The organism is Nocardia neocaledoniensis, assembly GCF_029868625.1.
GTDB classification, from domain to species: Bacteria; Actinomycetota; Actinomycetes; order Mycobacteriales; family Mycobacteriaceae; genus Nocardia; species Nocardia neocaledoniensis_A.
On the sequence record NZ_JARWOJ010000345.1, the window covers coordinates 1 to 22,885 of the forward strand.

Below are 22,885 nucleotides of genomic sequence, written 5' to 3' on the forward strand. Positions count from 1 at the left end.
ACCTCGAGCAACTGGACTTCGCGCTGGTACGCGAGGCGCTGAAAGAGCGTGGGCTGCTGCTGAACACGCTCGCCCCGCACCTGGTCCATCCGGTGCCGTTCCTGTTCCCGCTGCAGCACCGCGTCTGGGAACGTGCCTACATCGGGGAGATCTTCCGTTCGGGCATCCAGTCGGTGGAGGCCGGCCAGCTCGAGGCGGCGCGGGCCATGGGCTTCGGGTACCGGCAGGCGATGACGCTGGTGGTGGGGGGGGAGGCGCCGCCGGTGGGCCGCGCGGCGCATGGGGGGGGCGTCGACCGTGCCCGCGAGGGTGAGCAGGGACTGCACCGTGTAGCCGTCGGCGGTGTCGGAGTCGTAGAGGGCGTGGAAGAGTAGGCCGTATTGCAGCGGGGACAGCGGCCAGACGTCCGCGAGCTGAGGGTAGGCGTGCTCCCACCGCTCGATCTGCGCCTGGTCGAGCGTGACCAGGGGGAAGTCCGACGGGGAGCGGCCGCCCGAGTCGGCGCCGCCCGTATGGGTGACCAGCGCGTCGAGCGCGGCGGACCAGAGATCGGCCAGCTCCCGCACGGCGGTCTCGTCGAGCAACCGGCTCGCGAAGGCCCAGGTGACCTCGAGACCCGCGTCGGTGTGCACGGCATTGATGTCGACGACCGCGGCCAGGGGCGCGTCGTCGTCGTTGGTCGCGGCGAAGCGGCGCGGGATCCACGGATCGGTGCCGCCGGTCACCGCGCGGCCGAGGTAGTTGAAGCTCAGCTGCGGTGTCGGGGCGTCGGCGAGTGCCAGCGCGGTCTCGTCGTCGAGGTAGCGGAGCAGACCGTAACCGACTCCTCGGTCCGGGATCGCGCGCAGCTGCTCCTTGGTGGTCTTGATCGCTGATCCCGCCGACCGGCCGCCGGCGAACGCGTCGGCGAGGTCGATCCCGGTCAGGTCGACCGCGACCGGGTAGACACTGGTGAACCAGCCGATCGTGCGCGCGACATCCGCGCCGGGCAGCAGGGATTCGTCGCGCCCGTGGCCCTCCAGTGTCAGCAGCGCGCCGGTGCGCTCGCGCCACCGGCACACCGCCAGCGCGAGCGCGGCGAGCAGCACATCGTCGGCGCCGCAATGGAATCGCTCCGGCACGGTGGTGAGTACCGAGTGCGCGAGCTCGGCCGGGATCGTCGTGCGGCACTGCGCCATGGTGGCGACGGTGTCACGTGCCGGGTCGAAGGCGTCGCTGCCGTACGCGGTGTCGGGAGTGGCGAGAATCCTTTGCCACAAAGCCAATTCGCCGCGCCGCGCCGTCGCCTGCTCGGGCTGGCTGTGCGCCCAGCGGCGGAACGAGGTGCCGACCGGATCGAGCGTGCCGCCGTAGGCGGCGCTGGCCAAGTCGGGCAGCAGGATTCGCCACGAGACGCCATCGGTGACGAGGTGGTGCAGAACCAGCCAGCACAGGGGTGAGTCATCCGGCCGTTCGATCAGGACGTACCGGGCGACGACACCGGAGGCGGGGTCGAGGCGGTCGGCGGCCTGCTGGAGTGCGTGGTCGATCGCGTCGCCGGGCGATACCGCGCTGGGATCGGTGTCGTCGCCCGCCGGTGCGTGGACGACCTCGATCAGCTGGCCGGCATCGACCGAACCTCGCTCGGACACACTCCATTCCCAGCGACCGTCGACCTGTCGCAGTGACGAGCGGAGCAGGTCGTGGTGCTCGGTGAGTGCCTGGATCGCCGTAGTCAGTGCCGCGCGATCGGTGCCTTCGGGCAGGCCGATGAGGACAGCTTGGGCGTAGCGGTGCCAGGTGTCGCCGTGTTCGAGCATGGCGTGCACGATCGGGGTGAGTTCCACCGAACCGACACCGCCGCCGGGCAATTCGTGTACCACCGTGGCTTCGGCGGTGGTGGCGACCGCCGCCAGGGCCGCGACGGTCTTGCGCTCGAAGACATCACGGGCACTGAAGGCCAGTCCGGCTGCCTTGGCGCGGGAAACCAGCTGGATGGAGACGATGCTGTCACCGCCGAGCGCGAAGAAGCTCTCGTCGACACCGACCACGTCCAGCCCGAGGACGTCGGCGAACAGGCCGGCCAGGAGTTGCTCACGGGGGTTCGATGGCGCCCGCAGCTCGACCGCTCTGGCGCTGAAGTCCGGTGCGGGCAGTGCCTTGCGGTCGACCTTGCCCAGCGGGGTCAGTGGCACCCGATCGAGCACCATCACCACCGACGGAACCATGTACGCCGGAAGCCGCTCGCCGACAGCGGCTTTCACCGCCTCGGGATGGACCTGCGCGCCCGGCGCCGCCGTCACATACGACACCAGTGCCGTCGCGCCCGACGGCGACTCCACGCCGAGGGTGATCGCGAAATCGATCTCGGGCAGCCGCTGCAGCGCGGCATCGATCTCGCCCAGCTCGATCCGGAACCCGCGTACCTTCACCTGGAAATCGCTGCGACCCTGGTAGGCCAGGGTGAGCCGGCCGTCGGACGCCGTCCACCGGACGAGATCGCCCGTCCGGTACATCCGCTCACCCGGCGCATGCGGATTCGGGACGAACCTGCTCGCCGTCAACCCGCTGCGACGGTGATACCCGCGCGCCACCCCGGGGCCGGCGAGATACAGCTCGCCCAGGCTGCCCGGCGCGACCGGACGCAGCCACGGATCGAGCACCAGCCCGGTGACACCGCGGACGAGCCCGCCGATGGTCATCGGCGCCCCCGGCGTCAGCGGATCGCTCAGCGTGGTGGTGATCGTGGTCTCGGTGGGCCCGTACCCGTTGAGCAGCACGCGGTCCGACCACTTCGACACCAGCTCCGGCGGGCAGGCGTCGCCGCCGACCACGATGGTGCGCAGGTCGGGCAGCGTCGCCGGGTCCAGTGAACCGACCACCGCCGGTGTGACATTGAGATGGGTGACCCGATGCGCGCGCAGCACCTGCGCCATGTCCTCGCCCGCGTACGCCGACGGCGGCACGATCGCCAGCGCGGCGCCGCTCGCGAGCGCCACCAGGATCTCCTCGACGGAGATGTCGAAACTCGGCGAGACAGCGTGCGCGACAACCGAACTCGACGTGACACCGAACCCCGCACTCGAACCCGCCACGAGATTGGCCAGGCCGCGATGCGACACCAGCACGCCCTTGGGCAGGCCGGTCGAGCCCGACGTGTAGATGATGTAGGCCGCCTGATCCAGGTGCAGCGCACCGCGCCGTTCGGCATCGGTGAGCGGTCCGGCATCCTGCTCGGCGATCCGCCGGATCATGGACTCGTCGTCGAGGCAGAGCCAGGAAACGTTGTCCGGCAGAGACTTCCGCGCTTGCGCTACCGTCACTCCGCCGACCACGCCGCTGTCACCGACCATGTGCTCGATCCGGTCGGCCGGATAGGTCGGATCGATCGGCACGAACGGCGCGCCCGTCTTCGCCACCGCGACGGTGGCCAGCACCGAATCGGCGGAGCGGGGAATCGAGAGCGCCACACCGTGTTCCGGGCCCGCGCCCGCGGCGATGAGCACGCGGGCCAGCCGGTTCGTGAACTCGTCCAGCGCGCGGTAGGTGAGCGTGTCACCGTCGCCCCAGCGCAGGGCGATGGCGTCCGGGTCGACGGCCGCGCCCGTCGCCAGGATGTCGGGCAGGGTGCGTGGCGCGACGCCCGCCGGACCCCGCGCCGGCACCGAGAGCGCCTGCTCGTCGGCGGACAATACGGGCACCGTGGACAGCGGCGCATCCGGTCCGGCGGCCAGGAATCGGTGCAGGAACAGCAGGAACCGCTCGTGATGGACCGCCAGCTCGGCCGGACTGTACAGATTGCCGTTGCCTTGCAGATCGATGTGGGTGCTCTCGCCGCCCACACCCGGATACAGATTGACGAACAGGTCGTCGATGAGACCCGAGGTGAGGACGTGCAGGCGGCCCACCACCGGGCCCAGCGCGATCCTGGTGTCGACCATCATGAGATTCACGGCGGGCCCGAACGAGGCCGCCTCGTCCATCGACCAGCCCAGATCGCGGACGATGTCCTCCTGCCGGTACCGCTGACGGCGCAGCGCGCCGGTCAGCTCGCCCTGCACGGCGAGGATCGCGGCGGCCACCGTCGTGGTCGGATCCAGGGCGACGCGCAGCGGGACGACATTGGCGAGCATGCCGCCGGACCGGCGCAGCGTCGCCGAGGTCCTGGCCGACACGGGCAGACTCAGCACCACCTCCGACGCGCCCGTCATCGCCGCGAGATACGCGCCGAACGCGGCCACCACCGTCGGCGCCACCCCCGAATTCACCTTCGCCGCGACGGTATCGAGCAGCGCGGCCGTGTCCGCGGGCAGCGCGCCCGACACCCGGACCGGATGGGCGTCGACGGGAGCCTCCCGACCGGCGAGGGTCACCGGGTCGGCCATTCCGGCCAGGTGCGTGCGCCAGTACTCGCGATCGGCCGCGAACCGCTCGGAGGTCCGGTACGCCAGGTCGGCCTCGACGATCTTCGACAGCGGCTCGGCCTTGGCCTGCGGCGCCTCGCGGCCCTCGACGATGGCGTTGTACAGCTCCCCGGTCCGCTGGACCAGCGCGAGCGCGCCCATCCCGTCCAGCACGATGTGGTGCATCCGCGCGTACCAGAACCAGCGGTCCTCGGTGACCCGCAGCAACGCGACGCGGACCAGCCGGTCGGTCATCACATCGAGCGGGGCGGAGTACTCCGCGCGCATCCAGGCGTTGGCGGCGGCCTCCGGGTCCGGTTCGTTCCGGAAGTCCAGTTCGGCGACGTCGTCGTCGAGGGAGAGGTCGACGAGCTGACGCGGCTCGCCGTCGACGTCGACCAGCCGCACGTACCCCGTGCCGAACTCCCGCCCGGTGCGCCGCACGGCCTCGGTGAGCGCCGCGTGATCGACCGGGCCGGTCAGCTCGACGTACTGGGCGATGGAGATGGGGGTGTCACCCGCGATGTGCTGGGCGAACCAGATGCCACGCTGGGCGGCGGACAGGGGAAGGGTGGCCTCGGCCGTCGACGCACGCGAGGAAGACTGGGTCATGAGCAGACCTGCGTTCTCAGGTGTGGAGTTAGGTGTTCACCATGGGTCCCCGACCCGGACGGGTCGCTACCTACGGGGAGGTAGTGCTCGCCGCTGCGCACTCACAAGATCCATTCTGAACCTGTGGGGACCTGACGGGAACAGGTTCAGGAAGCCGCGCGCAGATCCGTGATGGACAGCGGCGCGTCCGAGCTGACCAGGTAGCGCTGCAGCGTCCAGCGGTCGTCGAGGACCAGCCAGTCGATCGCGTCGGTGAGTTCGGGCCTGCGGTCGGCGGTGGTGATCCCGAAACGGGCGTCCTGGGCGGCCGACGCGTCCGCCGCGACGGGCGTCGCGCCGATCTTGCGCACCGCGGCCGCGGCGACGATCGCCTCGATGTCGGCGTCGATCGCCAGCGCGATCCGGTCGCCGATCGCGGCACCCCGGGTGAGCAGCAGCCGGGCCAGGCGGTTGGCCCAGCGGTCCAGGTCGGCGTCGGCGAGATGTCCGTCGGCGACCGAGGCGCCGGACTGCCTGCGCGGCAGCTGGATGACATTGTCGGCGGTGACCAGAGTGCTCATCGGGTGTCTCCTCGAGGGCGAGTCGGCGGTGTTTTTCGGTACACCTCCAATCTCGTCCCCGAGCGCCTTCCCCGACAGGAACCCCAGCGTTGGGGAGCCGACTCCCAGGGGGCGTCATTCCCACCCCAAGGTGATGAACCCGGCGGCGGGTGTTCTCGTTCCGCGAATACCGGACGAGGTGTCAACCGAAGCCGATGATCTCGATGTCGCGGTAGTCGTGATCGGTCGCGATCAGCACGAGCGAGCCCCCGAGGGTGATCCATCGCAGACCCACGGTCTCCGGTGGCACGGTGACCGGCCTGGCCTGACCCGGAAGGCCGGTCCGCTTGTCCCATGTTCGCAGCGTGTACTCATTGTTCCGACGGGTGACGACGACTACCTGGTCGGCGAGCATCGCGGTCGCGCGGGTGAACTGCGCGTGCTCCCCGACCGATGCTCGATCGAGCTCGGTCGTGTGTATGCCGTCGGCCGCCGACAGGACCGCCCACCCGCCCTCAGGATCGTCCGGGAGGGCTGAATTGATCAGGATGTCGTTGTCCGCCGCGAGCACACGGGGGTATTTGTCGCTCGATACGACCACAGCCGAGGCCAACGAGCCGTTCGGCGGGAGGAGAATTTCGGTCTCGCCGTCGTCGTGGCTGCACGTTGTCCAGACGAACCCGCTGTCGCGCACCTGGACGTCGCCATAGCAGGGCGTTCGCCTCTTCGGAGCGGGAAAACTGCGCTGGTCGCGTATCGCGCCGGATTCATCATCGAGCTCGGTGATGACCACCGCGCCGCTGTCGCCGGAACCGCAGAACTCGACTCGGTAGATCGCGGTCATGGTGGCGACGACACGCTGCAGTGCGGCGGCGCACCCGGACGCTTCCGGCGGGGAGCTCCACAGGGTGCGGCCGGTCCTGGCGTCGACCCGAATCACCGTCCCGCGGTGGGAGGTGAAGGCGAGCAGGTTCCCCCGCACGATGGGCTCGCTGAGGGCGAACAGGTTCCCCCGCACTATGCGGTCGATGAGGTCGTTGTCGGCGAGAAGATCCGTCGCAGTCCAGAGGAGTTCGCCGGTGGCGGTGTCGAAGGCCAGCCAGCCGCGCTTCTCCCAGTAGGTCAGCACGGCGTTCTCGCCGCGCAGGGCAACGGTCATTCTCGGCACGTTCGCGACGTCGTCGGACCCGACGCCGAGACGGCGGTAGTGCCAGCGCGCGGTCCCTGTCGCACCGTCGTACATCGTGATGCCATCCCGGGCCGAGACGACGAATCCGTTGCCGGTGACGATGATTCGGGAGCCGGGCCGATCAGGTTCCGCCGGAAGCCGCAAGCGGAACTGCTCCGGCCCGAGCACCGCTGGCGTGGCAATGTCCGGGCGGGGCCCGGCGGTGGCTCGATCGATCGAGCTCGTGTCGTCACCCAGCCGGACCGCGATCCCGGCGGCGGCGAGCACCGGCACGATGCCGACGACGACCGCCCCCGCCAGCGCCCACCGTCGGGGCCGCCCCGCCCGCGCCGGGGGGGGGGGCGCCCCCGTGCTCGGCCGCCCCGCGCCCCGCCCCCCGCCCCCCCCCCCGGGGGGGCCGGGGGGGGGGGGGGCGTCGCCACGAGCACGAAGACCAGCGCCGCGCCGAGGAGAACGAGGGCCAGCGCGGCGATGGCGGACGGCACCCGCGGTGTGGCGACGAAGATCGAGGTGAGTCGCTGATACGTCGACGGGATGTGCGCGGTGACCGCGAACGCGATGCCACCGATGAGGACCGCCACCATCGCGAGCACGCCACCGGCGGTGAAACCCGCGACGCGCTCGTCACCGCGGTGCTTACGGGCCAGTACCGCAGTCCCTATGAGCACCGCGGCCCCGACCAGTACGACCACTCCAGCGAGGACGAGGGAACCCCGGACGAGGTGGAGGGGGAATTCGCGGGTTTCCGCGTCGTCGTCGTCCAACGGCACCGGAATCGGCGCCGCGACGAACTGGCTGTACAGCGCGAGCACGACACCACCGGCGAGAAGCACGGCACCGACCACCCCGGCGAGGATCGGCAGCGCACTCCGCGAACGGGCGCGATCGATGGACGGATCGTCGGACATGTTCCCCCCGAAGAAGACTCGATCGACACCACCCCCGGGTGTCGCGTCGAGACTAGCGCTCGTCGTGGCGATGCCGACAACGCACCGCCACCACGCTCATCGGGGGTTGCCGCCGATGCTGAAGTGGGCGCCGGTGGGGTCGGTGAGGCCGGCCATGCGGCCGTAGGGGGTGTCCATCGGGTCGAAGACGACGGTGCCGCCGAGGGCCTCGGCGTGCTCGGCGGTCTTGTCGACGTCGTCGGCGCCGAAGTAGACGGTCCAGGCGCCGGGGACGCCCTCGGGGAGGTGGCCGCCGCCGTCCATCACGCCGCCGCGCATCGGCGAGGTGGCGTGGATGGTGGTGTAGCGGAACTCGGGGGAGTCGGCGACGGTGAACGCGTCGTTCCAGCCGAAGACCTCGCGGTAGAACGACAGCGAGGACTCGTAGGAGCGGGTCATCAGCTCGAACCACGACGGCACCCCGGCGTGCTCGCTCCAGACGCCGCCGCCGACCTCACCGATCGCCTCGAACCCCGGGAACTGATCGGCCTGCCAGACGCCGACGCCCACCCCGCCGACATCGGCCAGCACCGCCATCGTGCCCAGCTCGCCGACCGCCATCGGCTCGACGATCACATTGCCGCCCCCGTTCTCCGCCCGCCTGGTCGTGGCCGCGGCGTCGAGCGAGGACAGGTACACCGTCCAGCGATCGGGGAACGGATCGCCGTCGTCGGGCATCCGGTTCATCGCGCCGGCGACGGCCTTGCCGTCCTTGCGCAGCGTGGTGTACCCGCCGAATTCCTCGCCGCCGCGTTCGGCGGTCCAGCCGAACAGCTCGCCGTAGAAGGCGATGGCGCGGTCGAGATCGGCGGTGTAGAGATCGACCCAGGTGGGATCACCGGGTTGGCGGGTGACGGACATGGCGACTCCTCGGCTGCGGGGGACTGGCTCGACAGAGACGGTGGCGGCGCGCACCCACCGTCATCGATCATGACGCCCGCATGGCAGAAAAGTCATCGGCGACATCCGTTGCACCCGCGCGACCTGCGGAGGAAGATCGAGAACGGCGTCGGTTCGACACGCCGCAGATCGTCTACGGCGCGCTGAATACGACACAGAGTAGGACCCGCGCGTCGTGCTGCGGCAGCACGGTTTACGATTCACTCCAACGCATGCTGACCGTCGTCTGCCTCTGGCCCGAGGACGGAGAGCCCGCGAGTGACGTACAGGCATCTTCAGGAGGATCAGTGACTGCGGTAGAGCCCAGGCCAGTCCCTCAGTTGGAAGCGACTCGACCGTATCCTGCTCGGACCGGGCCCAAGGGCTCGTTCCTGTACAAGGCGGTCACCACCACCGACCCCAAGGTGCTCGGCACCATGTACCTGGTGACGGCGATCAGCTTCTTCCTGGTCGGCGGCCTCATGGCGCTGCTCATGCGCGCCGAGCTGGCGCGCCCGGGTCTGCAGTTCCTCTCGCCCGAGCAGTTCAACCAGCTGTTCACCATGCACGGCACGATCATGCTGCTGTTCTACGCGACGGCGATCGTGTTCGGCTTCGCCAACATCATCCTGCCGCTGCAGATCGGCGCCCCCGACGTCGCCTTCCCGCGACTGAACGCGTTCAGCTACTGGCTGTACCTGTTCGGCGGCACCATGGCGACGGCGGGCTTCGTGACCCCCGGTGGCGCGGCGGACTTCGGCTGGACGGCGTACGTGCCGCTGACCGACATCCTGCACTCGCCCGGTGTCGGCACCGACCTGTGGATCCTGGGCCTGGCCGTGTCCGGTCTGGGCACCATCCTCGGTGGCGTCAACATGCTCACCACCGTGGTCTGCCTGCGCGCGCCCGGTATGACCATGTTCCGCATGCCGATCTTCACCTGGAACATCGCGGTGACCTCGGTCCTGGTGCTGCTGGCCTTCCCGCTGCTGACCGCGGCGCTGTTCGGTCTGGCCTACGACCGCCACCTGGGCGGCCACATCTACGACCCGGCCACCGGCGGCATCCTGCTCTACCAGCACCTGTTCTGGTTCTTCGGCCACCCCGAGGTGTACATCATCGCGCTGCCGTTCTTCGGCATCGTCTCCGAGATCTTCCCGGTCTTCAGCCGTAAGCCGATCTTCGGTTACACCACGCTGGTCTACGCGACCCTCGGTATCGCCGCGCTGTCCATCGCCGTGTGGGCGCACCACATGTACGCCACCGGCGCCGTGCTGCTGCCGTACTTCTCCTTCATGACCTTCCTCATCGCGGTCCCGACCGGTGTGAAGTTCTTCAACTGGATCGGCACCATGTGGCGCGGTCAGCTGACGTTCGAATCTCCGATGCTGTGGTCGATCGGCTTCCTGGTGACCTTCCTCTTCGGTGGTCTGTCGGGCGTCATCCTGGCCTCGCCGCCGCTGGACTTCCACGTCACCGACTCGTACTTCGTCGTCGCGCACTTCCACTACGTGCTCTTCGGCACCATCGTGTTCGCCACCTTCGCGGGTATCTACTTCTGGTTCCCGAAGATCACCGGCCGCATGATGGACGAGCGCCTGGCGAAGTGGCACTTCTGGACCACCTTCGTCGGCTTCCACACCACCTTCCTGGTGCAGCACTGGCTGGGCGCCGAGGGCATGCCGCGTCGCTACGCCGACTACCTGCCCAGCGACGGCTTCACCACGCTGAACACGATCTCCACCATCGGCGCCTTCATCCTTGGCTCCTCGATGCTGCCGTTCGTGTGGAACACCTTCAAGAGCTACCGCTACGGCGAGGTCGTCACGGTGGACGACCCGTGGGGCTACGGCAACTCCCTCGAGTGGGCCACCACCTGCCCGCCGCCGCGGCACAACTTCTACGAGCTGCCGCGCATCCGTTCGGAGCGTCCGGCGTTCGAGCTGCACTACCCGCACATGATCGAGCGCATGAAGGCCGAAGCGCACGTGGGCTGGGGCTCGGGTAAGCACGCCACGCACGTCACCGAAGGCGCGCTCGCGAAGAAGTAGAAAACACCGTAAGACGAGGGTGTGCACCTGCTGGGTTCACCAGCGGGTGCACACTCTTTTTGTGGGTAATCGAACGGAGCAGATCGACTTGGCCGACACCACAGTTCTCGTGACCGTCACCGGCCCCGACCGACCCGGCGTCACGTCCGTACTGCTGACGGCGCTGTCCAAGCACCAGGTGAGCCTGCTGGACGTGGAACAGGTCGTCATCAGGGGCCGCCTCACCCTCGGCGTGCTGGTGTCGTGCCCCAACGACGCCGAGGCGCTGCAGGACGACCTCGAAGAGGCGATGAACACCGTCGGCATGCAGGTCGACGTCTCCGTCGACGCGCAGATCGGCAAGCCGCCGATGTCGACGCACGCCGTCGTCGTGCTCGGCGCCCCGGTCACCGCGCACGCGTTCAGCGCGATCTCGCGCATCCTGGCCGCCCTCGGTGCCAATATCGACACCATCCGCGGCATCGCCGACTACCCGGTGACCGGCATGGAACTGATGGTCACCGCGACCGACACCGGCGCCGACACCGACTCCCGGCTGCGCACCGCGCTGGCCGACGTGGCGGTCGCCGAGCAGGTCGACATCGCGGTCGAGCGGGCGGGGCTGGCCCGGCGGGCCAAGCGGCTCATCGTGTTCGACGTGGACTCCACCCTGATCCAGGGCGAGGTCATCGAGATGCTGGCCGCGCACGCCGGCGTCGAGGACCAGGTCCGCGAGGTCACCGAGGCCGCCATGCGCGGCGAACTGGACTTCGCCGAGTCGCTGCGTCAGCGCGTGGCCACCCTGGAAGGCCTCGACGAGTCGGTGATCGAGGAGGTCGCCGACCGCATCGAGCTCACCCCTGGCGCGCGCACCACCATCCGCACCCTGCGCCGGATCGGGTTCCGCTGCGGCGTGGTCTCGGGCGGTTTCCGACAGGTCATCGAGCCGCTCGCGCACGAGCTGGAACTCGATTTCGTACAGGCCAACACGCTCGAGATCGTCGACGGCAAGCTCACCGGCCGGGTCGTCGGCGAGATCGTCGACCGGGCGTTCAAGGCCACCGCGCTGCGCAAGTTCGCCGCCGACGCGGGGGTGCCGATGGAGCAGACCGTGGCCGTGGGCGACGGCGCCAACGACATCGACATGCTCAACGCCGCCGGGCTGGGCGTCGCGTTCAACGCCAAGCCCGCGCTGCGCGAGGTGGCCGACACGGCCCTGTCGCATCCCTACCTGGACGCGGTGCTGTTCATCCTCGGCGTGACCCGCGACGAGGTCGAGGCCGCCGACGCGCGCGACGGCGGCGTGCGCCGGGTCCCGCTGCTCGGCAGGTAGCCCTGGCGCGTCGCGACCGGCGAAACCCGGTCGCGGCGTTAGCCTCCAGCGCAGGGTGTCCTTCGGCGTTGGGAGCGTGCCATGCGGAAAATCCTGCTCGCGGTCTGTGTGGCGGTGGCCGTCACCGGGTGCGGAGACGACGACGACCCCGCCGACCGCCTGTCCTCGACCACGATCCGGTTGCCGGCCGCGGCGCCGCGGAGCGCCGCCGGACCGGTCGAGGTCGACGAGCGGTTCAACGGCAGCACCGTCGCCCTCGAACTCGGCCAGCGACTGCTGGTCCGGTTGCCGCAGAACTCGAACGACGCCGACTCGTGGACGCCGGTGAACATCGAGCGCGGTGTGCTCGCGCCAGAGCCGCCGGTGTCGGACGGCACCAGCATGGTGTGGCCGTTCCTCGGCGTCGGTCCGGGGGCCTCGACCATCCAATTCGCCTACGGACCGGCGAGCGAGGCGCCGATCGAGCCGGGGCCGGAGTTCGTCATCACTGTGCGGGTGGCCTAGTGCCGGTCGAGAGCCGTCACCGGCGGCGCAGATAGGCTGGTCGGCAGTGGTGGTGTCGATCGAATCGGGTGTTGTGGCATGGGCAGTGGGGAACTGAGCGTGGAGACCGAGGCGGAGGCGCGCGACGACGCGGCCGAATTCGCGCTCCGCCACGCCGAATTGGCGCGCGGCTACGGCGGCAACGGCGATCCCGACGACCCGGCCATGGTGCAGGCCATGCAGATGGTCCTGCACATCCCCAAGGCCGATCCGCCGGCCCGCAGCGCCCTGCTGGAAGCCGCCGCGGCCGCCGCGGTCGCGGTGTGCCTGGATCCACGCTCGGGGCCGGGCGGGGAGTGGGAAGCGCGGTACCTGGCGTGGAAGCTGTCCAGGATCAGGAAGGTCGCGCGGCGGGCCCGTGGCGCGCAGTGGCTGGCCGCGGGCGCGGTCGACGGGGTGACGATCGAGGTCGACGGGGCGCAGGCCCGCGCCTTCGTGCCCGGCCCGGTCGGCGCGATCGACCAGCGGATCCGCAAACTCCAGATCGGCGGCACCGATCTCGACCACGACGAACCCGGCCCGCCCGATCCGGAACTGCCCGTGCTGTGGGTGAACGCGGCGCTGGAGATGTCGGTCGGCAAGGCGGCCGCGCAGGTCGGGCACGCGAGCATGTTGCTGGCGGGGGCATTGCCGGTGGCGGCGGCCGCGGCCTGGGCCGAGCGCGAATTCCGGTGCGCGGTGCGCGATGCCGGATCCGACCGGTGGCCGGGCCTGGTCGCCGAGGTGTCGGCGGGCCGGGCGGTGGCCGTGCGCGACGCGGGTTTCACCGAGGTGGCGCCCGGCTCGATGACGGTGATCGCGGTGCCGGGCACCGCCTGACCAGCGGCGACGAATCCCACGCGGGCCGGTCGTTCCACTGACGGCTCCGGTGGGCCAAGATGGAGCGCGTGTCGCAACCCGATCCCGATCTGCTCATCGACTTCTCCGACGTGACCATCCGCCGCTCGGGCCGAACGCTCGTGGGCCCGGTCAGCTGGCAAGTCGAACTCGACGAACGCTGGGTGGTGCTCGGCCCGAACGGGGCGGGCAAGACCTCGCTGCTGAGAATGGCCGCCGCCGAGGTCCATCCGACCTCGGGCGCGGCGAACCTGTTGGGGGAGACGCTCGGTCGCGTCGATGTCACCGAACTGCGCCCGCGCATCGGGCTGTCCTCGGCCGCGGTCGCCAGCCGCATCCCCGTCGACGAGAAGGTCAGTGATCTGGTCGTGTCGGCCGGGTACGCGGTGCTGGGCCGGTGGCGGGAGCGCTACGACGAGATCGACACCGAACGCGCCATCGACATGCTGGAAACCCTGGGCGCCGAACATCTTTCCGATCGCACCTACGGCACCCTGTCCGAGGGCGAACGCAAGCGCGTGCTGATCGCCCGCGCCCTGATGACCGATCCGGAACTGCTGCTGCTCGACGAGCCCGCCGCGGGCCTCGACCTGGGCGGACGCGAGGAGCTCGTGGAGCGGCTCGGCAATCTGGCCGCCGATCCCGACGCGCCCGCGATGGTCCTGGTGACCCATCACGTGGAGGAGATCCCGCCCGGCTTCACCCACGCCCTGCTGCTCAAGGAGGGCGAGGTGGTGGGGCAGGGGCTGCTCGAGGACGTGCTCACCGCCGAGAACCTCAGCGCCGCGTTCAGCCAGTCCATCGCGCTGGACCGGGTCGACGGCCGCTGGTTCGCCCGCCGGGCTCGCCGCGCGGGGCAGCACCGCAGGGCCTGACCCACTCAGTGGGATGCGCCGGATCTCGCGTCCCGCCCGCCCTGCTGAATAGTTCGCAGAGCGAACCAACTGGGCGCTATGGTGCTGGAAGGCCGGGTCGGCGGTGGTCGGCTCGGCGAGCAGGCGGTGGAGAGGAACGGTATGAGTGAGTCCGGGGTGCCCGCACGGGCCGCGTCGACGGTGATGCTGGTGCGCGACGGTGTCGCGGGCCTCGAGGTGTTCCTGCAGCGCCGGGTGTCGGGGATGGCGTTCGCCGGCGGCGTCACCGTGTTCCCCGGCGGCGGGGTCGACGCCACCGACGGTGTCGCCGATATCGCCTGGACCGGTCCCGAACCGGCCTGGTGGGCGAAGCGTTTCGGCACCGACGAGCCCGCGGCGCAGGCCCTGGTCGCCGCCGCGGTGCGGGAGACCTTCGAGGAATGCGGGGTGTTGCTGGCCGGGCCGACCGCCGATTCCGTGGTCGACGACTCGACCCGCTACCGCGAGGCCAGGGGCAAGCTCGAACGCCGGGAACTGTCGCTGGCCGACTTCCTGACCGCCGAGGGCCTGGTACTGCGCGCCGATCTGCTGCGCCCGTGGTCGAACTGGATCACCCCGGAGTCCGAGCCCCGCCGCTACGACACCCACTTCTTCGTGGCGGTGCTGCCCCAGGGCCAGATCGCCGACGGCGCGACCTCCGAGGCCGCGCACGTCGCCTGGTGTACACCCGAGACCGCGCTGGCGAGCTGGCGGGCGGGCGAGCACGTGCTGATGCCGCCGACCTGGTCGCAGCTCGACGCGCTGTGCGGATTCGCCGACACGACCGCCGTGCTGGCCGCCGAGCGCGAGATCGTGCCGATCATGCCCAGGTACTCGCCCGGTCCCGAGGGCAGGCCGCTGTCGGACTTCCCGGACAACGAACGGTATTTCACGGAACTCCCGCAGCAGGCGGGTTTCGGCGGCCGGTAGGTTTGGCCGCATGGCCGAATTCGTCACCATCGAGCTGCCCACCGACCCGACCGCTCGGGGCGTGGCGGTGCTGCGCATCGACCGTCCGCCACTGAACCTGGTCGACGCCCAGCTGGCTCGTGAGGTCGCTGCCGCCGCACGCACGGTGGCAGAGCATCCCGGCGTCGCCGCGCTCATCGTCTACGGCGACGAGCGGGTGTTCAGCGCGGGCGACGAGATGCGCGAACTCGCCGAGCTCGACGCGGGCCAGGCCGCGGCGATGGCGGCCGATCTCCAGGCGGCGCTGGGCTGCCTGACCCGGGTGCCGCAGCCGACGGTCGCCGCGATCACCGGCTACTGCCTCGGCGCCGGTCTCGAACTGGCGCTCGGCGCCGATCACCGGATCGTCGGCGACAATGTCAAGCTCGGGTTGCCGCAGATCAAGGCCGGCCTGATCCCGCTGTCGGGAATCCGCAGGCTCTCGCTGCTGATCGGCGCGAGCCGGGCCAAGGACCTCGTCTACACCGGCCGCTTCGTCGACGCCGAGGAGGCCGCGGCGCTCGGTCTGGTCGACGAGGTCGTCGCGCCCGACGACGTCCTCACCGCCGCCCGCCGCTGGGCCGAACAGTTCGTGACGGCCGCGCCGCGGGCACTCGCCGCCGCCAAGGCGGTCTTCGAGGCGGGTCCGCACGGTCACTCCGCGGCCGTCACCGAATGGTCGGCGTTGTTCGAGACCGACGACGCCCGCATCGGCACGCGCGCCTTCGCCGCCGACGGTCCGAACAGCGCCGTTTTCACCGGACGCTGAGCTGAGACCGGTCAATCGACCAATTGGAACGGCCGGAACCAAGACCGCCCATTGCGTGCTGAGGGTCTCCTATTACTCTTGGCGGTTATGACGGTCCACCCCGATGACCCGGCGCCGAACCCGCACGCCACCGAGGCCGAGGTCGAAGCAGCGCTCAAGGACACCAAGCTCGCCCAGGTCCTGTATCACGACTGGGAAGCCGAGACGTACGACGACAAGTGGTCGATCTCGTATGACGAACGCTGTATCGCCTATGCCCGCGGCCGGTTCGACCTCGCCGTAGGCCCCGCCCCGCTGCCCTACGAGCGTGCGCTCGAGCTCGGCTGTGGCACGGGGTTCTTCCTGCTGAACCTGATGCAGGGTGGCATCGCGAAGAAGGGTTCGGTCACCGACCTCTCGCCCGGCATGGTGAAGGTCGCGCTGCGCAACGCCGAACACCTCGGCCTCGATGTCGACGGCCGGGTCGCCGACGCCGAGACCATCCCGTACGACGACGACACCTTCGATCTGGTCTGCGGCCACGCCGTGCTGCACCACATCCCCGACGTGGAACTGGCGCTCAAGGAGTGCCTGCGCGTGCTCAAGCCGGGCGGGCGCTTCGTCTTCGCCGGTGAGCCCACCACGGTCGGCAACTTCTACGCCCGCAAGCTCGGCCAGGCCACCTGGAAGGTGACCACCGAGATCACCAAGCTGCCGTTCCTGTCCGGCTGGCGTCGTCCGCAGACCGAGCTGGACGAGTCCTCCCGCGCCGCCGCGCTCGAGGCCGTCGTCGACCTGCACACCTTCGATCCGACCGAGCTGGAGAAGATGGCGAAGTCGGCGGGCGCCGTCGACGTGAAGGCCACCACCGAGGAGTTCGCCGCGGCCCTGTGGGGCTGGCCGGTGCGCACCTTCGAGGCCGCCGTGCCCGACGAGAAGCTCACCATCGGCTACCGCATGGCGCAGTACCGGGCCTGGCTGGGCCTGAGCTGGCTCGACGAGAACGTCCTGCGCAAGGTCGTTCCGCGCGAGTTCTTCTACAACGCCATGATCACCGGTGTGAAGCCGGGCGCGGCGCAGAAGTAGGTGGGCTACCGCTTCGGCCGCGACGACGTCGCCCATCTCGGCAGCGCGGCGGGCCGTGCCGCGCTCGCCGAGGTCGACCGGCTGGAGCTGACCACCGCGACGCACCTGCGCGATATCGAGCGGGTGCGTCGCTCGCATCCCGAGCACGCCGCCGCGCTGATCGAGACGGTGCGTCTGCGGCGCAAGGCCGGGGTGAAGCTGCCAGCGGCCGCCGAGTGGCTGTTCACCGACGACGCGCTGCAGCAGGCCACGCCCGCCCCGGTCGCCAGGCACCGGGCCGCGCGGCTGGCCGGTCGCGCCGTGCACGATGTCACCTGTTCGATCGGCGCCGAGCTCGCTGAGTTGGCGCCGGTGTGTCCGGCGGTGGTCGGCAGCGATCTCGACGACGTGCGGCTCGCCATGGCCGCGCACAATCTCGCGGTCAGCCCACTCGCGGCGCCGGTCGCCGACCCGGGCAGGCCGGACCTCGGTGATGAGGAATCCGCCCGCGTCCCGAGCGGCGGTGTCGCCGCACAACCAGCGTCGACCGTGGCGGACAGTAGCCGAAACATCGTGCTGGCCAAGGCCGATGCCCTCGTCCCGAGCACCCGCGACACGGTGATCATCGCCGACCCGGCGCGCCGTGCCGACGGCCGCCGCACCTACGATCCGGCGAAACTCCAACCCCCACTGCCCGATCTGCTCGCCGCCTACCCGGGCCGTGACATCGCGGTGAAGTCGGCGCCCGGCCTGGACTTCGACCGGCTCGGCTGGGACGGGGAAATCGAGATCGTCTCCCTCGACGGCGCGGTCCGGGAAGCGTGCCTGTGGTCGGCCGGGCTCACGGAACCCGGTGTCACCCGGCGCGCCACCGTCCTCGATTCTCGCGGCGGCGCGACCACTCTCACCGACGCCGAGCCCGACGACATTCCCGAACGCGCGCCCGGCGACTGGATCGTCGACCCCGACGGCGCCGTCGTCCGCGCGGGCCTGGTCCGCCACTACGCCGCGAAACACGGCCTGTGGCAACTCGACCCGCACATCGCCTACCTCACCGGCGACGCGGTCCCGGCCGGCATGCGCGGGTTCCGCATCGAGGACCGCTTCGAGCTGCGCGAGAAGACACTGCGCCAGGAACTCGCCCGCCGCGACTGCGGTGCGCTCGAGATCCTGGTCCGCGGCGTCGACATCGACCCCGACGCCCTCCGCAAGAAACTCAAGCCACGCGGCACCATCCCCTACACCCTCGTCCTCACCCGCATCGGCCGCACCGGCACCGCCTTCCTCTGCACCGCGGTCGCCCCCTGGACGTCAGTGCTTGGTCCAGTCGGGCTGGGTGAAGTGGGCGACCCGGGAATCGGCGGGGGAGTGGCCGAGTAGCACGACCGCGCGGAATTGCCATAGCATGGCGCCGGTGGGGGCGTGGATGGTCATGTTCGGGGCGATGCGCATCTGGAGCAGCCCGGCGGCATCCGCCTCCGGGAGATCGCCGCGCAGTTCGTGCTGGAGGGTGGCGTGTTCGGGGCGCACCCAGTGCGGGACGTCCTCGGCGGCGAGCTGGGCGAGGTCGACCTGGTGGACCGAGAACACCTCGTCCGGGTTGGGTCGCAGGGAGTCGATGTCGTCGACCGTGACCACGATCGGGGTGATCGCGAAGCCGGAGGTGGCCGGGAAATCGTCGAGCAGGCCGAGCACATCGGCCGGTTTCGCGGTCAGATTCAGTTCCTCGTGCAGTTCCCGCAGCGCCGCCAGCTCAGGGGTCTCACCGGGCTCGAGCCGCCCGCCCGGCAACCCCCACTGGCCCGCGTTGCGACCGCGGTAGGCGCGCTTCATCACGATCACCGAGAGAGCGTCGCCGGCGCCCGGCACCACGCACAGCGTCACGCCCGCGCGGCGCATGCCCGGGGCATCGGGGACGGCGATCCGGGGAAACGCCGTCAACCGGGCGGTGGCGAGGGCGCGGAATTCCTCGATGCTGCGCGGGAGGTGCGGGTGACTCACCCCTCGATCTTGCCCCAGCAGCCGGCGTGCCCCCTACCGTGTCGGCGTCAGGCAGGAACAGGCGGCGCGGGGTCTCTCGTTCGCCTCCCGCGGAGTCAGGACTCCATCTTCTTCACCACGCGCTGGATTGTGAGCCAGGTGCGGGTGGTGATGTCCTTGCCGTAGGTCTTCTCGAGGCGGGCCATGAAGTCCGGTGTCTTGCCGGTACTGTTGTCGATCACGGTGAGGAAGGCGCGGGCGTCGGCGTCGTAGCCGATGACGCGGGTCAGTGGATCGTCGTCGAAGGCCGTCGTATCCGCCTGGCGCATGCGGTCTTTGAAGAAGGTGACCGTGAGATAGGAGCCGCGTTCGTGTGGCAGGCCCTCGAACGGGTCGCGGTCGAGCAGGGCGCGCAGTTCGGGGTGGCTGCGGATGATGGTGCCGCCAGGGATACCCAGCTCGGCCGACAGCCCCTCCTGGATGCGGTCCTCGAGGTCGGCCGGATCGTCGGCGGTGCGGAACACGATGTTGCCGCTCGTCAGCACCGAGGCCACCTTCGTGAACCCGAGCCCCTCGAACACCCCGCGCAACTTCTCGTTCCGCATGTTCGGATTCGTGGGCATGATGCCCCGCAGCAGCGCCGCATAGCTCTCCACGAAGCAGACCGTACCCATCCCCGCCGACACGCACCATCGAATGGCGGCGCGTCGGCGGGCGGACGATCACGCCTGGGCGGCGGCGTTCTTCTTGCGCTCGATATCGGCCAGCGCGGCCAGGTAGGCCTCGCGCTCCTCGGCGCTCGCGTCCCAGGCGACCTTGCGGTTCTTGACCACCTTGGCGGGCGCGCCGACGGCGATGCTGTAGTCGGGGACGTCGCCGCGCACCACCGCGTGCGCGCCGAGCACACAGCCACGGCCGACGCGGGTATCGCGCAGCACCGTCACCTTGGCCGCGATCCAGGTGTCCGGGCCGATCCGGACGGGGCTCTTCACGATGCCCTGGTCCTTGATGGGCAGGGTGATGTCGTCCATCTTGTGGTCGAAGTCGCAGATGTAGCACCAGTCGGCGACCAGCGTGGATTCGCCGATCTCGATGTCGAGGTAGGTGTTGACGACATTGTCCTTGCCGAACACCACCTTGTCGCCGATGCGCAGCGAACCCTCGTGGCAACGGATGGCGTTGCCGTCGCCGATGTGCACCCAGCGGCCGATCTCCATGCGGGCCAGTTCCGGGGTCGCGTGGATCTCCACATTGCGCCCCAGGAACACCATGCCGCGCAGCACGATGTGCGGGTTGGTGAGCCGGAACTTGGCCAGCCGGTAGTACCGCACCAGGTACCAGGGAGTGTAGGCGCGATTGGCGAGCACCCAGCGCAGCGAATCCCTGGTCAGAAAGCGTGCCTGCTGCGGATCGCGGCGGCGTGATCCACGCCAGCGCGCGCTCAGCGGCGCGCCCCACATGCTCGTCACGAACTACTCTCCCGTCGTGATCCGCCGGGCCTGGTACCCGGGGAGTCGGTCATCGGGTAAACAGAGTACTTTCGGAGCGCACAGCAACTGTGCGATACCCCGATCCTCGGCTTCGAACATCACAGGGAGAACAGCAGGTGCGAACTCGGACTCGTGTCGCGGTCGCGTTCGCTGCCGCCGGTGTGGTGGCGCTGACCGGTTGCGGCACCTATGTCGACGACATCACCGTCGGCACCGGATTGGGCTGGCCCGCAGCGCATCACGACGGCCGCAACGGCGGCGCCAGCCCCGTGACCGGCGCCGAGTCGGTGACGCTGAGCTGGTCACGGCCGGTGGGCGGCCCCATCGCCCAGCCGCTGACGATCGGCCCCGAAGGCCAGATGTTCGTGACCACGAGCACCGGCAACTGCGCGATCTTCTCCTTCCAGATGCACACCGGACGCAAGCGGTTCTGCAACCCGCTGGGGCCGTCCACCATCGAGGCGCCGAACGTCGTCGACGGCACCAACAACGTCTACGCCGGTGACGACGGCGCGGTGAACTCCTTCAACTACCTCGGTCAGCCGCGCTGGCGCACGCCGGTCGCCGGGGTGCCGGTGGCGATCCAGTTCACCGGCGACGGCAAGCTGCTCACCATCACCCAGTCCGGCCAGGTGGACGTGCTCAGCAGGCAGACCGGCGGGCGCGAGGTCCCCACCCTGCAATTGCTGGGCGAGCCCGACTTCCTGCAGTACCCCGGGCTCACCCGCCCCGCCTCCGGCGACGGTCTCGACGACTGCCGCACCGGCGGCCCGCGCTGCGCTGTCGCCAACACCACCGCCGTCGACCCGGAATCGGGCCGCTTCTTCGTGACCGTGTGGGAGCCGGGCAAGGCGGTCGCCGCGCTGCGCGCCCTGCGCTACGCCGACGGCAGGGTCACGCAGGTGTGGAGCGCCGACATGCTGACCGGCGGCAGCGCCACCAGCCCCACGCTGTCCGCCGACGGCGCGACCGTCTACGTCGGCGACAACAGCGGCCGCCTGATCGCGGTGAACACCGAGGACGGCAGCACCCGCTGGACCCACGCGCTCGGCTGGACCCCCAGCGGCGGGATCTCGGTGGTCGACGACCTGATCATTCCCGCCGGCGACGACGGCTATCTGATGGCGGTGCACGACCGCGGTGATCGCGTCGAGCCGGCCTGGGAGCGCAAGGACCTGGCCCTGCGCGGCACCCCCGCCCAGGCCGCGGGCGACATCGGGTACACCGTCGCGGCCATCGGCGCCGGGCTCAACCTCATCACCTTCGACACCACCACCGGCAACACCGTCGACTCCGATGTCCTGCCCGGCGCGACCGGAACCACCACCGGCACATCGATCGGGCCGGAGGGCGAGGTCGTCGTCGCGACCCGGCTCGGCGAGATCTTCACGTTCCAACCGGACGCTCAGTAGGGGTTGGCCCGGTCCGACCAGCGTGCGTCGACCTCGGCGGCGAGCTGCCGGGGGAACGAGATGCGCGCGGGGTCGCCGTCGGCGGTGTAGCGCTGATCCGGGTGCGCGGCCAGCCAGTCGAGCCAGTGTGCCGAGTCGAAGGGGACGGTGCCCCGGCCCGACCGGATTCGCGGTATTCCGCCGGGATCGACGGCGCCGTAGGGTGTGGGCGCGGGCTCGGCGCCCACCAGCATGACCGCGTCGAAGCGGTAGCCGGTGCCGTCCCAGCTGCCGGCACGGGCCAGGTCTCGCTCGCGGGGCGCGATGCCGAGCGGTAATGCCATGGTGCGCACCGTGACTCCGGGCGCCGCCGCGGTGACTGCCCGCACGTTCAGCACCAGCTGGCGTTGCACGGCCTCGGTATCCAGGTTCGCGAGGTTCGCGTGCTCGGCGGTGTGCGCGCCGATCTCGTGGCCGTTGGCCGCCAGCCAGGGGAGTGCGCGCGGGTCACCGCCGAAGGGCTCGTTGTTGACGTAGAAGGTGGCGACCGGCCGGAAATCCGGGTGACGCGTGCCGAATTCGGCGAGTACGCCCGCCGCGCTGTCCGGGGCCGGCGCGCCCACGGCGGTGAACGCGAGCTGACTGCTGGTGGAATCGTCGAAGGTGAGCACCACCGGGTGCGTGCCCGCCGGCAGGTCGAGCTCGCCGGAGATGTACTGCGCGACGGTCACCGGGCGATAGCCCTCGCGATACAGCCGCTCCAGTTCCTCGCGGAACTCCGCCGGGGTCTGGTCGTATTCGCCCGCCGGGTCCGGCGTGATCTGGTGATACATCAGGATCGGGACGAAACCCAGTTCGTTGGCGGCGATCCCGGCCGGATCCGGTGGTCTGCTCGGCGCGGGAGCCGGTGGTGACTCGACGACCGGCGGCGGAGCCTCGGCCGCGCACGCGGTGAGAGTCAGGGCGAGCAGGACCGCGCCGAAGAGCCGGGATATCGCCGTCGAACCGCCCGTCATCGCGGCAATGTTACGCGGCGGCAGAGGTTTTCCCTCGATCTTGCGATAACCGGTGGACCCCGG

General features: G+C 70.3%; 17 protein-coding genes and 1 pseudogene. 10 read left to right on the plus strand and 8 right to left on the minus strand.

Translation table 11 applies throughout. The features are described from left to right. Positions 1–494: 494 nt before the first annotated feature. The 4 genes and pseudogenes from QH270_RS26805 to QH270_RS26820 form a co-directional block, all read right to left on the minus strand. Positions 495–4,994: pseudogene (locus QH270_RS26805) on the minus strand (amino acid adenylation domain-containing protein); the annotation flags it as partial. A 146-nt stretch (positions 4,995–5,140) separates the two neighbouring features. Beyond that, positions 5,141–5,554: an AMP-binding protein gene (locus QH270_RS26810; RefSeq protein ID WP_280346838.1), complete on the minus strand. Its 414-nt coding sequence runs from the start codon at positions 5,552–5,554 to the stop codon at positions 5,141–5,143. A gap of 181 nt (positions 5,555–5,735) precedes the next feature. After that, a complete protein-coding gene (locus tag QH270_RS26815; RefSeq protein ID WP_280346839.1) occupies positions 5,736–6,995 on the minus strand; it encodes a PQQ-binding-like beta-propeller repeat protein in 1,260 nt (419 codons plus the stop codon). Positions 6,996–7,726: 731 nt separating this feature from the next. Next, positions 7,727–8,530 carry a VOC family protein gene (locus tag QH270_RS26820; RefSeq protein WP_280346840.1) on the minus strand — a complete coding sequence of 268 codons (804 nt, stop codon included), beginning with the start codon at positions 8,528–8,530 and terminating at the stop codon, positions 7,727–7,729. Between the two features lie 326 nt (positions 8,531–8,856). Between QH270_RS26820 and ctaD the strand changes: the two genes are divergently transcribed. From ctaD to QH270_RS26865, 9 genes are all read left to right on the plus strand, one after another. Further along, positions 8,857–10,599: an aa3-type cytochrome oxidase subunit I gene (gene ctaD / locus QH270_RS26825; RefSeq protein WP_280346841.1), complete on the plus strand. Its 1,743-nt coding sequence runs from the start codon at positions 8,857–8,859 to the stop codon at positions 10,597–10,599. 82 nt (positions 10,600–10,681) lie between these two features. Continuing rightward, positions 10,682–11,911, plus strand: a complete 1,230-nt coding sequence (serB, locus tag QH270_RS26830) for a phosphoserine phosphatase SerB (RefSeq protein WP_280346865.1) — start codon at positions 10,682–10,684, stop codon at positions 11,909–11,911. Positions 11,912–11,992: 81 nt separating this feature from the next. Beyond that, positions 11,993–12,415, plus strand: coding sequence for a protease inhibitor I42 family protein (locus tag QH270_RS26835; protein WP_280346842.1), 423 nt, complete (start codon positions 11,993–11,995; stop codon positions 12,413–12,415). A gap of 78 nt (positions 12,416–12,493) precedes the next feature. Beyond that, positions 12,494–13,273: a peptidyl-tRNA hydrolase gene (locus QH270_RS26840; protein WP_280346843.1), complete on the plus strand. Its 780-nt coding sequence runs from the start codon at positions 12,494–12,496 to the stop codon at positions 13,271–13,273. Positions 13,274–13,332: 59 nt separating this feature from the next. Then, entirely contained in the window at positions 13,333–14,166 is an 834-nt protein-coding gene (locus QH270_RS26845; protein ID WP_110036206.1) for an ABC transporter ATP-binding protein, read from the plus strand. A 141-nt stretch (positions 14,167–14,307) separates the two neighbouring features. Beyond that, positions 14,308–15,114 carry an NUDIX hydrolase gene (locus QH270_RS26850; protein WP_280346844.1) on the plus strand — a complete coding sequence of 269 codons (807 nt, stop codon included), beginning with the start codon at positions 14,308–14,310 and terminating at the stop codon, positions 15,112–15,114. A 10-nt stretch (positions 15,115–15,124) separates the two neighbouring features. Next, positions 15,125–15,901, plus strand: a complete 777-nt coding sequence (locus tag QH270_RS26855) for an enoyl-CoA hydratase-related protein (protein ID WP_280346845.1) — start codon at positions 15,125–15,127, stop codon at positions 15,899–15,901. 87 nt (positions 15,902–15,988) lie between these two features. After that, positions 15,989–16,966, plus strand: a complete 978-nt coding sequence (locus QH270_RS26860; protein WP_280346846.1) for a class I SAM-dependent methyltransferase — start codon at positions 15,989–15,991, stop codon at positions 16,964–16,966. Further along, positions 16,967–18,325 carry a THUMP-like domain-containing protein gene (locus QH270_RS26865; RefSeq protein WP_280346847.1) on the plus strand — a complete coding sequence of 453 codons (1,359 nt, stop codon included), beginning with the start codon at positions 16,967–16,969 and terminating at the stop codon, positions 18,323–18,325. It begins immediately after the preceding gene. On the opposite strand, the gene QH270_RS26870 is transcribed toward QH270_RS26865, so the two are convergent. From QH270_RS26870 to QH270_RS26880, 3 genes are all read right to left on the minus strand, one after another. Then, entirely contained in the window at positions 18,257–18,946 is a 690-nt protein-coding gene (locus QH270_RS26870; RefSeq protein ID WP_280346848.1) for an NUDIX hydrolase, read from the minus strand. The two genes, QH270_RS26865 and QH270_RS26870, sit on opposite strands and share 69 nt — an antisense overlap. Before the next feature lie 95 nt (positions 18,947–19,041). Then, positions 19,042–19,581, minus strand: coding sequence for a DUF1697 domain-containing protein (locus QH270_RS26875; protein ID WP_280346849.1), 540 nt, complete (start codon positions 19,579–19,581; stop codon positions 19,042–19,044). Between the two features lie 66 nt (positions 19,582–19,647). After that, on the minus strand, positions 19,648–20,385 hold the full coding sequence (locus QH270_RS26880; RefSeq protein ID WP_280346866.1) for an acyltransferase: 738 nt from the start codon (positions 20,383–20,385) through the stop codon (positions 19,648–19,650). A 146-nt stretch (positions 20,386–20,531) separates the two neighbouring features. Here QH270_RS26880 and QH270_RS26885 point away from each other — a divergent pair, with 146 nt between their 5' ends. Then, positions 20,532–21,827, plus strand: coding sequence for a PQQ-binding-like beta-propeller repeat protein (locus tag QH270_RS26885; protein ID WP_280346850.1), 1,296 nt, complete (start codon positions 20,532–20,534; stop codon positions 21,825–21,827). Here QH270_RS26885 and QH270_RS26890 read toward each other — a convergent pair. Beyond that, the gene (locus QH270_RS26890) at positions 21,821–22,822 is read right to left on the minus strand and encodes a polysaccharide deacetylase family protein (protein WP_280346851.1); all 1,002 of its coding nucleotides are present in this window, start codon (positions 22,820–22,822) and stop codon (positions 21,821–21,823) included. The two genes, QH270_RS26885 and QH270_RS26890, sit on opposite strands and share 7 nt — an antisense overlap. Positions 22,823–22,885 lie beyond the last annotated feature (63 nt).